General features: G+C 48.4%; 11 protein-coding genes. 4 read left to right on the top strand and 7 right to left on the bottom strand.

The annotated features are described in order from the left end of the window. Positions 1-46 precede the first annotated feature (46 nt). Complete coding sequence (locus WCY20_RS10475) at positions 47-955, bottom strand: methylenetetrahydrofolate reductase (protein ID WP_345974956.1); 909 nt, start codon at positions 953-955, stop codon at positions 47-49. Between the two features lie 55 nt (positions 956-1,010). Between WCY20_RS10475 and serB the strand changes: the two genes are divergently transcribed. The 4 genes from serB to WCY20_RS10455 all read left to right on the top strand — a co-directional run bounded on the left by serB (position 1,011) and on the right by WCY20_RS10455 (position 5,406). Next, positions 1,011-1,631 (top strand): phosphoserine phosphatase SerB, encoded by a 621-nt coding sequence (serB, locus tag WCY20_RS10470; protein ID WP_345974954.1) that lies wholly within the window; start codon positions 1,011-1,013, stop codon positions 1,629-1,631. Further along, positions 1,631-1,972 carry a hypothetical protein gene (locus WCY20_RS10465; protein ID WP_345974952.1) on the top strand — a complete coding sequence of 114 codons (342 nt, stop codon included), beginning with the start codon at positions 1,631-1,633 and terminating at the stop codon, positions 1,970-1,972. Before serB ends, WCY20_RS10465 begins: the two co-directional genes overlap by 1 nt. 108 nt (positions 1,973-2,080) lie before the next feature. Beyond that, complete coding sequence (locus WCY20_RS10460; protein ID WP_345974951.1) at positions 2,081-2,413, top strand: c-type cytochrome; 333 nt, start codon at positions 2,081-2,083, stop codon at positions 2,411-2,413. A 191-nt stretch (positions 2,414-2,604) separates the two neighbouring features. Then, the gene (locus tag WCY20_RS10455; protein WP_345974949.1) at positions 2,605-5,406 is read left to right on the top strand and encodes a hypothetical protein; all 2,802 of its coding nucleotides are present in this window, start codon (positions 2,605-2,607) and stop codon (positions 5,404-5,406) included. Positions 5,407-5,427: 21 nt separating this feature from the next. Here the strand turns inward: WCY20_RS10455 and WCY20_RS10450 are convergent, their stop codons facing one another. The 6 genes from WCY20_RS10450 to WCY20_RS10425 all read right to left on the bottom strand — a co-directional run bounded on the left by WCY20_RS10450 (position 5,428) and on the right by WCY20_RS10425 (position 12,254). Beyond that, entirely contained in the window at positions 5,428-6,813 is a 1,386-nt protein-coding gene (locus WCY20_RS10450; RefSeq protein ID WP_345974948.1) for an ankyrin repeat domain-containing protein, read from the bottom strand. Between the two features lie 150 nt (positions 6,814-6,963). Next, a complete protein-coding gene (gene rpsR / locus WCY20_RS10445; protein ID WP_345974946.1) occupies positions 6,964-7,227 on the bottom strand; it encodes a 30S ribosomal protein S18 in 264 nt (87 codons plus the stop codon). A 44-nt stretch (positions 7,228-7,271) separates the two neighbouring features. After that, on the bottom strand, positions 7,272-7,823 hold the full coding sequence (locus WCY20_RS10440) for a single-stranded DNA-binding protein (RefSeq protein ID WP_345974945.1): 552 nt from the start codon (positions 7,821-7,823) through the stop codon (positions 7,272-7,274). Between the two features lie 15 nt (positions 7,824-7,838). After that, positions 7,839-8,252 carry a 30S ribosomal protein S6 gene (gene rpsF, locus WCY20_RS10435; RefSeq protein WP_345974944.1) on the bottom strand — a complete coding sequence of 138 codons (414 nt, stop codon included), beginning with the start codon at positions 8,250-8,252 and terminating at the stop codon, positions 7,839-7,841. 294 nt (positions 8,253-8,546) lie between these two features. Beyond that, on the bottom strand, positions 8,547-10,259 hold the full coding sequence (locus tag WCY20_RS10430; RefSeq protein ID WP_345974943.1) for an ATP-binding protein: 1,713 nt from the start codon (positions 10,257-10,259) through the stop codon (positions 8,547-8,549). Next, positions 10,260-12,254, bottom strand: a complete 1,995-nt coding sequence (locus WCY20_RS10425; RefSeq protein ID WP_345974942.1) for an EAL domain-containing protein — start codon at positions 12,252-12,254, stop codon at positions 10,260-10,262. Positions 12,255-12,394 lie beyond the last annotated feature (140 nt).

Here is a 12,394-nt window from a genome sequence, read left to right as displayed (position 1 = left end):
TTGGAAGTATTTAATAAACTATAACAAGAAGTTTACAAATCTTATATTAAGCGAGGATCTCTTTTGCGATCTGAAAGTGGTTGGCGGTCATCAGGTGTATTTTCGGGTGGATGGCCTTGATATCGTCAAAGAGTTTTTTGCTGAGATCAAAGCCGACCCTGTACTCTTCGTCCGTTGAAATATCGGCCGCATTTTCAAGGGCTTCAAGCCAGTATGCCGGGACATGGATACCGGGTACATGGGCATCGAGAAATTGTGCGGTACGCAGTTTTGTGATCGGAAATATGCCCAATATCAGCGTGGCACTGCTCTGCTGTTCACTTTCGCGGTTTGCACTCTCCATCAACTCCACCAACATTTTGGCATTCTCTATATCATAGACGGGTTGCGTGATGATCCCGACAGCGCCGTGGTTGATTTTTTTGAGCATCTTTTTCTGCAGGGATTTCGGGTTGCGCGCGTGGGCGTTGACGACAGCAAAAGGGTAGATCGTTTCAGGGGCATCTTTAAAGGGCTTGCCCATCAAGTCGCTGCCGCTGTTGAGCGACGTGATGATGTCAAGCAGGAAGGTGGAATCGCCCTCAAAAACACCTTTGGCCTCTTTCTGATCGGAGATCTTGGCCGGGTCGCCCGTCAGTGCCAGTATGGCCCGGACATCCGCTTCGTTGGCGCCCAGAAGGTCGGACTGCAGAGCGATGCGGTTTCGGTCGCGCATACTCATCGTAGCCAGGACCGGTTTGTTGAAACGGTTCTGCAGGAGCTGGGCTGCAAAAAGGGCATTGTATTTGAGTTTGGCAAGGGGGTTGTCCGTCGTGCTGAACCCGTCAACCAGTTTGTCGAGTTCCAGCGCTGCAATCGTATCGATAACCGGTTTGAAACGGGCCGAATGCGGCGGGGTCGTCTCAAGGGTGATGTATGTTGAGTTTTGCAGTTTATCGATCAGTTGTTCAAACAAAAAGGGCTTCCTACGCTATAATTGCGTGATTATAACGAAAGAAGAGTAATTTATTATGAAATTATGTGTGTTTGATTTTGATTCGACCCTGATGGATGGCGAAACGATCGATTTTTTTGCGGAGGCGCTGGGAATCGGCGAGCAGGTTTCCGAGATCACCGAGAGGGCGATGGCCGGCGAGCTGGACTTTTTTGAGTCGCTTCAGGAGAGGGTCGGCCTGCTCAAAGGGCTGGATTACGCCAAGGTCGAAGAGATCAGCCAATCGCTTCCTTATATGCCGGGTGCGATAGAGACGATCGCCGAACTTAAAAAGCGCGGCATGACGGTGGTCTGTTTCAGCGGCGGGTTCAGAACGGCGACGACCTATGCCAAAGATATTTTGGGCTATGACGCCGACTTCTCCAATGCCCTGCATGTCAAAGAGGGCAAACTGACCGGACTTGTGGGTGGGGATATGATGTTTAACTTCTCCAAAGGCGACATGCTGGTAAGGCTGCAGAGTATCCTGGGCGTCAGCGAAGAGGAGACGATGGTGGTCGGCGACGGGGCCAATGACTTGAGTATGTTTGCCCATGCCGGTACCCGCGTTGCCTTCTGTGGCAGAGAGATCCTGAAAAAAGAGGCCAATATAATAATAGATAAAAAAGATCTGACACTGATCTTGAAGGAAATATAATGTTAGAAAATTCGATCTGGTACAAATACAACGGCGAGAAGTCCATTCGCGCGACTTTGGCTGACTTTTACGGCTGTCCTACGGCAATGATCAGCAATAACGAGGTTGAGCTTTACAACATCCTCAAGCGTAATATGACCAAACGTGAGCTGAAAGTCTATGTTCTTGAAGTGGCCGGTTTCGATGACGAAGCGATCAAGAAAGAGATGGGACTTGACGATAAGACACTCGAAAAGCTCAAGCATACGAGCAACCGTAAAATGCGTCAGGACAAGATTCGCCAGACGGTCAAAACGGCTGAACAGGAAGATGAGCTGGAAACGGCGGACGAAGACGAATAGGTAACGCTTTTTTATGAATATTCACCGCTAGAGGAACATCTTTACTTTAGATTTAGTTATGCTCATGTATGATTTTATCAACTTTTCATCACAAGGAGAAAATAGAGCATGAAAAAACAGACTTCAATTCTATTAGCATCACTCGTAGCCCTAGGTATGTTTGCAACATCTGCAAACGCTGACATCAAAAAAGGTCAAAAAGCTTACCTTAAACAGTGTAAAAAATGTCACGGTAACGGTACTAAAGGTGCTGCTATGAAAACTCAAGACGAGTGGGAAGAAGCATTCGAAGATAACGGTGCTGTATTCAAAGAATGGCACAAAGGTACCAAAGCAGAGAAATATGCTAACGGTAAAAAATTCGAAAAATCTGCAGCAGATCTTAAAGATTTCCTTTACGAGTACGGTTCTGATTCAGGAAACGTTCCTTCTTGTGGCTAAACCATCTTAGCTTTAGTGCAGCTTTCAGCCCCTGGCTGTTGTGCACCCGAAGCGCCCCGGCGTACATCTAGTACGCCTTCGTTTACTTAAACGATATTTTAAACCTTTCATCCCTTCCAATTAATCGCATCATCAAAACGATATCATTAAAGTTCTGTTAAAATGGCTGTAGCCTATCTAAAGCAGTTGACATGACAAAAAGCCTTTTTCTTTATACGGTTATCTTCGGTTCATTGCTCTATGGCGGTGCGGCGATCGTTCCGGGTGATGAGCAGTATTACAAAGCCGGGAAGGAGAATGTCGAGCTCATCTACACGAAGCAGAACCGTTATGCCGCCGAGCAGGCAATGGCTCTGGCGCCTTTGATCAACAAAGAGTACCAAGACACTTTCGGTTATGCGATGGATACGCCGCTGCATGTCGGGATCATCTCTCAGCAAAACCAGGTCGCCAACGGTTTTTCGACACAGTTCCCCTATAATCTGCAGATCAATTACGGGGGCGGTTCGCTGCAGGCCGATTATTTTGCATCGACATCATGGCTTAATACGCTGCTCTATCACGAGACCGCGCACAACTATCAGCTCAATGCCAAGGCGAGCCCGGTCACAAAGGGCCTGCACAGTGTCTTGGGTAACAGTGTGATGATAGCAGGGTTTTTCCCGCTTTTCAGCGTTCCCAACGTGACGATCACTTCTTTCCTGTTGGAAGGCAATGCCGTATTGAACGAGTCCTGGCAGGGCAACGGGGGACGTCTATACAGCGGCCGTTTTAAAGCCGAGACCGTTATGCAGGCAAGGGCGGGGCATATTACGCCGCAGTTTCTGTTCAATCAGACCACACATGCGTTTCCCTATTATGACAGGCACTATATCATAGGCGGATTCTTTCACCTCTATCTGGCTGAGAAGTACGGCATTGAAAAGGCAAACAGTTTTTTCTACAACCACTCCAGGTCGTGGCTCTGGCCGTTTCGTACCAACCATATCTTCAGGATCACGTTTGGCGAGAGCTATGAAGAGGCGATCGCCGGATTCAACCAATGGCTTCTGCAGGCATCGGAAGGTTTTGCCGAGACAGAGGGAACACCTCTTGTCACATCGAAATATTTCACTTCGTTGAACAGCAGCTATGACAAGATCTATTTTCTGATCTCGGATGCCCGGCGCGCCCCCGAACTGGTCCGTCTTTTTAAAAAAGACAAAGTGCTCAAGGTTGAGAGAGAGAGCTATTTCCAAGGAAAGATCATCAATCTGCACGACGAGTACCGTACACAAGGAAGCGGATTTGTCAATCCGACCAGGATCTATCAGGGGCTTTTTGATGAAAACGGTCATATTATCGACGGTACTGAGTCGAGGATGATCCAGGGTTATCTGAAAGGCGGAACTCCGGTCTATTTCGATGTCCCTTCCTCCTTCGATCAGCCGCAGCTGTATCTCGGCGACGACTTTTACGCGCAGGTCAATTCATCGGTGCACATCGACAGAGACGATAACCTCTACTATTTTGTGCAGAACGGCAAGAGACGCACACTCTACCGCAACAGAACTCCGCTCTACAGTTATGACGGCTATTACGGGATCGTCAGTGATGTGGACAGCAGCGGCCGTGTCTATTTCGTCGCCAACAGCGAAAAGGGGAGCTCTCTGTACCGGGTGGGAGAGAGCGGAGTAGCGCGCGTCTGCAGAGCGGACAACGTGGTCGAAGCGCGCTTGGTCAATGACGAAGAGGTGTTGATTGCTGCGATCGGCAGTGACAACTACTACTATGTCATCAACCCTCTCGAGAGCAGGGAAGAGGCTCCGTATGCGGTCAAATATTTTTTTGAAGAGGATTCTCGTTTCAGCACTGCCGGTTTCGCGGCCCGCGAAGCACAGAACAAAAGAGAACAACTGACCTTGGACGATCCCTATTACGGACCGCTCAATCTCCATTACGGCGGGTCGACGGTAAGCTTTGGCACCGCCAGCAAAAACGGAAAGAGACTCTTTACCTATTCGCTGGCAGCAAGTTTTACAGACCCTCTTTTGAGCAACACCTTCTCTCTTTTTGCACAGAGTGGCATCGATGAGGTCGGGGTTGCCGGACTGGGGTATGCCAACGGTGCGCACCTGCTTGAATTCGGAGGAACGCTATACGGCGTCTACAATGAAGGCGATGCCAATACCTACTACGACTACAATGCAACGACAAACGAATATTCGACGTTCTCACGTGATATCGAAAAAGACAGCCGCAGGTACGGCCTTTCGGCCTACCTGCGGTTGCCGGTGATCCAGCGCGGATACGACCGGGGTGACGTTCAGTTGAGTTACTACCAGGATTACGACAATAATGCCCGTTCGCCGTTGGTGCTGAGCGGAAACCTCGCCCATAGCGAGCAGTATGGGCAGTCGATGTTCATCAACTATCTCAACGCGCTCTCACTGTTTGGTTCGTATGACCGGGGTGACCGCTCTTACGGTTTTGAGTATACCCTCTCGCATGACCTTCCGTACAAGTTCTATATAGGAATGGCCCTCAAGGGCGTACGATCAGATTATGAGAGAGACGGTTCGACTGTAGAGGATGCGGATTATACACGCGGAGTTAAATTCAGCAATTTCCAGACGTCGCTCTTTATAGATCCTTCTTCCGTGGTGATGCCTTCACTGGAGCACACCCGTTTTGTGAAACAGGCCGCAGTAGGAGAACTCTCTTTGACAAAACAGTTTGACGGGCGTCTTTTGTTCTTCACCTTTCCGTTCTCGCTAACCAGGGAGGCCCTTTACGTCAAACAGCGCTACTACGATATACAGGATTTTGGCCAGGCCGATTTCAGCTGGAATGCGCGTAGCGGGCATACCGTCTATAATGAGACCACTGTGGGCGTTACTCTGGAGATCTTGCTTATGAACCGCTTGAGTGTCCCGGTCCGTATGGAATATATCTACAATGACAATACCAAAGAGGCCCATAACTACAGATTTTCACTCGGCGCTGTATTTTAGGTCCGGCGTAGCGAATCGTTTTCACTCCTCTTTTGTCGCTATCGCTCCGTATTCCAACAGCAGGTCGATCATCTTGTAGCGTTTGTGCTCTTGCGCGATTTTGAGTGCGGTAAGCCCCTGCGACGAGATAAGGTTGGGGTCAACACCGTTGTTAAGCATAAAAGTTACCGTCTCAAAGTGGTTGTAGTAGACCCCGAACATAAGGGCGCTCCAGCCGTAATTGTCGATTATATGGCTGGAAGCGTAGTTGCTCATAAGTAGTTTAACGGCTGAAAGCCGCCCCATAGATGCCGCCAACATCAGCGGCGTACGTCCGTTTATATCCAAATGATTGACGTCGGCGCCGAGTTGCAAAAGCAGGCGGAGATGCTCTTTATTGGCCGTGTCCTGTACTTTGGTGACTGTAGAGCAAAGCGGGGTCCATCCCAGTGAGTTAAGGGCAACATCGACCTTGGCCCCTTTGCTCAGGAGCAGCGTCTCCAGCTCTCTGTAGGCGTGTGCACTCTCATGATATTGGTTCAGGGCAATATGGGTCAGTGAAAGGGGCGTATGGACATTGTCGATGATATTGATATTGGCGCCGCGTTTGACCAGTACTTTTGCCCCTTCGGGATTGTCGTTGCGAATCGCGATACTCAATGCGCTGTGGCCGTTGTAGGAGGTGTGTTCAATGGATGCGTGCCGATCGAGCAGCAGCAGTACAATATTGAAATAGCGGGGATGACTCATCGCCAGCATTAGCGGGGTGAGCCCGTCACTGTCCTCTTTGTCAATATCAAGCCCCTTGTTGAGCAGGTAGAGCACGACTTTGATGTTGTTGCTCAGCACCGCCAGATGAAGCAGGGACTGTCCCTCTTGATTTGTCTGAAAAAGCTGTTGATGGTTTTGAACGCTGTGGATAAGGCGGTTAAGGTCTCCCAGGCGTGCCGTCTCGAAGATGTTGTAGGCTTTGGTATCAACCATAGAAACGGTTGCGTTGATAATCGACTGATACTGCTCTGAAGCAGTGTCGATGGCGGAGAGACCTTCATGATTGGTTATGGTTGCATCGGCGCCGTAGCGGATCAGGGTTGTTACGATTTCCATATGTTCAAATTTGAGTGCGAAATGCAGCGGGGTGTTGCCGTCTTTATCCTGGATATTGACATGGGCACCGTAGAGGAGCAGGGTGTCGATGATCTCCCTTTGATTATATTTGATCGCAAAGATAAGCGGCGGTGTCTGCGCCATTTCATGAAAATCGACATCAAAACCCTCCACGATCATCTGCACCATCTGGGGTGTGTTGCCATGCACGATGGTCTCATAAAAAAGCTCATGCGTATGCTCGATAATATGGGCTTCGTTGGGATGATACATCGGTGTCTTCAGTATTAAAGCACTGTGCAGACGTTCCATAAAAGGCATACTCGCTCCTTCTTCTCTCTATCTATAATATCATAAAGACAAAGGCATGTAAAGAGGTGTGTCTATCGTTTATATAATGAAGATTAATGTCAATTGGCGGTGTCGGGGTGAAGGGGATAGAACAGCGAAGCATTGTGCTTCGCCGAGGTCTTACTTGATGTTTTCGAAAGGGTTGTTGACAACCGCTTTACGTGTAACAGTGTAAGGGATGATCGCTGCTGCACGCGCACGTTTGATGGCAATAGTAACCATCTCTTGGTGACGTTTACAGTTACCAGTCAAACGACGTGGCATGATCTTGTAACGCTCAGAGAGAGAGAATCTCAATGAACCTGCATCTTTGTAATCTATGAAGTCAATTTTTGCTTCACAATATTTACAATAACGTTTTTTGTATTTTCTTCTTTCAGCCATAATTAATTCCTTATGCGTTTATTACTGTAGAGCCGTTTTGGACTCTAGAATGGGATCTCATCTTCATCAATGTCAATAGACGGTAGGTCTGCCGGCATATTCTGCTTCGGTGCTTGCTGCTGTGCAGGCTGGCCATACGATGGCTGCTGGTACTGTTGTTGCTGCGGAGCATTGTATGAAGAAGATTGCGTTTGTTGTTGCGGTTGTCCGTAACCGCCCTGTGCTTGCTGAGGTGCATTGTATCCGCCTTGGGCGTTGGCTTGCTGGCCTTCGCCTTTGGAATCGAGCATCTGCATTGTCTCAACAGCGACAGAGTGTTTAGAACGTTTCCCGCCATTTTGATCAACCCACTGTTCAAACTGAAGACGCCCTTCGACAAGGATTTTTGAACCCTTGCGAAGATATTGGTTTGCCACTTCTGCCGAGCGTCCGAAAAAAGTGATGTCAATAAACATCACTTCCTCTTTTTTTTCACCGTTTGAAGTGAATTTACGGCTTGTAGCGATCGCAGTCTTGGCAATAGCCATGCCTGCCTGGCTGTAGCGCAGTTCAATATCTCGTGTCAGGTTTCCTACTAGGACGACTTTGTTGTACATCTGGGTTTCCCTTACTTATTCAGCTGCCGGAGTTGTTTCAGCTGCTGGAGCTTCTACTGCTGGCGCTTCTTCTGCTGCCGGAGCTGCTGCTGGTTTGTTTTTAGTTTTAGCAACTAAATCATTCCATGCAGTAACTTCGCGTTTAGAATCGTATTTGATCGTAACAAAACGAAGAAGGTCTTCGTTGATACGGAAACGGCGTTCAACTTCGGCAATCGCAGCCGGTGCCATTGTGTAATAAACAACATGGAAATAACCACGCTCGTTTTTTGCGATAGGGTAAGCAAGTTTTTTTGTACCCATTTCGTCACGTGCAACAATTTCTGCGCCGTTTGACGTTAAAACTTCTTCAATCGCAGCGATTGAAGCTTTGGTCTCTTCTTCTGTTAATGTCGGCTTAACAATTACAAGATTTTCGTAATGTCTCATAGAGTATTTCTCCTTTTGGGTTCGCCCCTTATGGCTCGTGAACAACAGGTTGTTCGTTATATGCTCAAGTTGTACTTTTGCACAAAGAGTAAGGAAGCCCGAAATAATAGCTAAAGTGAGCTTAAGATTCTTTAAAGAATGTGGGCTTGTCTACCGACTTATTGTCAATATGCGCCAAATCTTCTTCTCTTTTCTCCCGGCAGTTGCATTTATGCCGGTAACCGTGACGGCTGCAGATAGCAATGACACCGGGTCGTATGCAGAGGTTCCCCTAAAAACGGTACCCGGCTATGGTCAGTCAGCACGGAGGATAATCTCAAACGCTGCTCCTTCAGAGGTGTTGCGGGCACTCAGCAGACCCTGCATGTTCCTTTCGATGATCAGCTTGGACATGTAGAGCCCCAGCCCCGTTCCCTGCTGTGCGTATTTGGTCGAATGGTACGGTTCAAAAATGTCTTGGAGTATCTCTTCGGGTATTCCGCCGCCGTTATCTTGGACCGTTATGATAAGCTCTTTTTCAGTGCGTACTACATGAATATGTATCCATTTCTCCTGCAGATCTTTAGTTGTTGACTGTTCTTCGATCGCTTCGCGGGCATTGTTGATAATATTGATGAGGACCTGTTTGAATTCGCTTTCATACCCTTCGATTACATAGGCGCGGGCGTCAGCCTGCAGGTTCGCAGCCTTGCATTCGGCATCAACGGAGACATCGATATCATGGCTTTGAAGATGCTTCTTCGTGATTGCCAATGAAGTCTCGATCGCTTTGATGATGTCGAAGGGTGCTTTCTGTTTTGAGGGCTTGAAAAAATCCCTGAAATCGTCAATGGTCTTTGACATGTACTCCAGGTACTGCTGTAACTCTTCGCTCAGTGCTTTGGCCTCACCTCTTTTCAGGGCGTCAAGTTCGATCTTGAGCTGCAGCTCCTGAACCAGGACACCGATCGCATTGAGCGGCTGGCGCCACTGATGGGCGATCGCACCGATCATCTCTCCCATAGCGGCAAGTTTCGACTGCTGCAAAAGCATTTTCTGCTGCTCTTCAAGCTCATCATACAGCCGTTTGGGGATCTTCGCGAGGAAAAAAGCGATCACGATGCCTGCGGGGATGATGAAGAGTATCAGAAACAGGATACTTTCGAGCATATTGCCGAATATATCTTTCTGGCTCTCGATGGGGACCAATCCGATATGGAGGGTCTCCTGATCGCTGACTTTAAAGGCTTCGCGCTCAAGCAGCACACCGGCTGTGTCAAAAGTGCACTGCTGATCATGGTAGCGTGTCCAGTTGCTGCGGGCAGGGTCATTGGAGTAGAGCAGACAGTTCTCATCGTCATACAGGTAGAGGTAAAAGAGCTGAGAAGCTGTCAGCTCTTCGAGTATATTCTCCATAAAGATATTGACGATAACGATCCCCCGCCGTTCCCCCTCTTCAAATACCGGCAGCGCAAAGCGCAGCACCGGCTTGTAGGGGACTTCGATCTTCCCATGTTCGATATTGAGGTCGAGCTTGGAGATGTAGAGCTGACCGTAACTGTTTTTGCTGCTCTCTAAAAAATAGTCGCGGCGCGATTTGTTCTGCAGCCTGTCGCCCTCTATACGGGCAGGAAGTTCATCCATATCGGTACGATCGATGCGTATCCGCTCCTGCCCGGTCTCATCCAGATAGCGCAGCTGCATAATGCGCTGATCGCTTTGGACGACGGTACAGAAGGTGTCTATACTGTTTTGGTAGTTCTGTGGCGTGTTCTCTCTAAGATAGTCCATAAAAAAGCGGTTGTTGTTTATGGCGTGGAGCAGGGCTTCGAAATGGTTCAACGAGTTTTTGAATCCCTGCTGTTTCAGTTCAAGTACGCTTTCGCCCTTTTCGATGTCGACGACATCCTGCAGACGAAGCTGTTGTACGGAGAACAGAGCGATTGACAAGATCGAGAGAAAGACGCCGCCAAGGACAAACAGCGATGTAAAACGCCCCAGGTAATCGATGCGTTTTAACAGCTTCATCTAAAGTTCCCCGAAGGGTTTCGGCGGTGAGAAGTAGTAGCCCTGAAACATGTCGACACCGAGGCTTTTAAGTTTATTGAAGACCGCTTCGTCTTCGACGAACTCGGCCACTGTTTTAACCCCGAGGTTGTCGGCAAACTTGACGATCGTCTCCAACGCAATGTAGCCGCGATAGTCATGAATGCGCCTGACCAGTGAACCGTCGATCTTGAGGATGTCGATGGGCATATCGAAAAAATAGACAAAGTTGGAATAGCCGCTTCCGAAATCGTCGATCGCTATCTGTGCACCGAGACTTTTCATATGTTGGCAGAACCTGATGGTCTGCCCGATATCTTTCAAGCCCTCGCTTTCAAGCAGCTCAAGGGTCACCTCTCCCCCTTGATGTTTTTTGATCATCTCTTCGAGATAGAGGCTGATCTCGGGGTTGCTGATGTCGTCAAAGGAGAGGTTGATGCTGAAACCGTGGGGTGAAGATGCAAAGTCCCGGAACGCGTTGTCGATCACCCGTTTTGTCAGCAGCGGATAGTTTTTCGACTGGCGGGCAATATCAAGAAAGTGATAGGGTGTCAGGATATGTTCCGGGTTTTCCGGATTGCGTATCCGCACAAGGGCTTCATATTTCACGAGTTTGCCGTTGGCATCGAAGATCGGCTGATAATAGTTTTCCACCGTGTCGTTGTATAACGCGTTCTTGATCATCCCCTGTATCTGCAGGTTGGCTTCGAAGTGTTCTTTGAATCCATCAAGATCGGAGTAGCATTGAAATGCCTTATGGGAACTTTTGGCAAACTTCAGGGCCAAAGAGGCTTCGGCATAGAGGTCGGTTTTTTCGATACAGCTGGCACCGATGGTGATGCCGACTTCGATGCGCAACACGCCGCCGATGACAAAGGGGTGGTTGTCCACATGCTCAATGATCTGTTTCGCTATTGTTTCCGTTCCGGTCAGATCAAGCGGCGCTGTCTTTTCAAAGAGAATAACGAAATGGTCCATATCGCTCCGGTAGAGGTGCCATGGCTCAGTATTTGGATGATAATCGGCCAGTACCGAAGCCATCTGTTTCAAGATATCATCGCCGGTATCAAAACCGTAGAGGTGGTTTAGATTCGAAAATCCGTCGATATCGACGATCATCATCATCCTTTTTGCGTTATGCTCGGCCAGGTCATGAAAGAGCCTCTGTCGGTTGGGAAGCCCTGTCAGCTCATCGGTATAGAGCTTCTCTATCATCGCATCTTTTTCACGGACGACTTCGGAAATATTGGTCAAAAGCAGGGTTATCTCGATGATGCGGTCTTCTTTTAGAGCAGAGGGGAAAGCGGTGATCCATATCGTATAGTTTCTGTTGTTGAGTGTCAACAGCGTCATCTTGCTGAAGATCTTCAACGTCTCTACTTTTTCAAGCAGCTCTGTGACATACGCCTCATCCAACAGATCGTATACCGATGAGAAGGAAAAATCTTCTTCCCCCATCTCGTCAAAATAGTCCGAGAGTTCGCGGTTCATGCTCAGCAGCGAACCCTCCGGCGTGATGTGCATGACGAAATTCGTCTGTTCTATCGCCTGACGGTAGTGTTCCAGTTCCTGCTGCTTGAGCCGGAGTTGCTGCTTGTTATAGATCGCTTCGGCGACTTTCGATATTGTTCCCATCAAGTCGCTGATACGGATCGGCTTGTTGATAAACTTGTCGACTTTCAGGTCGATCGCTTTACTCAGGTACTCCGTCTCATTGAAGGCGGATGTGATCACGACCGGGATCGTATACCCCTCTTCTCGGAGCTGTTCAACAAGGGTCAGCCCGTCCATCTTCGGCATCTTGATATCGGATATGATCAGATCCACCGGATGTTCATGGAGCTTTTCCAGTGCTTCGAGACCGTTTTCTGCGGTATGGACGTTTTTGACCAGCAGTGACAAGGAACGTGCAACCGAATGTCGGATTCCCGTTTCGTCTTCAACATACAGTACCGAGATATCAAGCATATCATTCATGTCTATTTCCCTTTCATTGCACTTCGACAATAGACCTTATCGAGGATACGGAGACAGATAAACTATTGTAAATTCGTTCTATTATAGTTTGTTGATTATTATTAGAATATTAATATGTTAATCAGCTTCTGTTAAATCCT

Source organism: Sulfurimonas sp. HSL3-7 (assembly GCF_039645985.1).
Taxonomy (GTDB): domain Bacteria; phylum Campylobacterota; class Campylobacteria; order Campylobacterales; family Sulfurimonadaceae; genus Sulfonitrofixus; species Sulfonitrofixus jiaomeiensis.
Note: the sequence above shows the minus strand (reverse complement) of the source record. Positions and strands in the feature narration are given on the sequence as shown.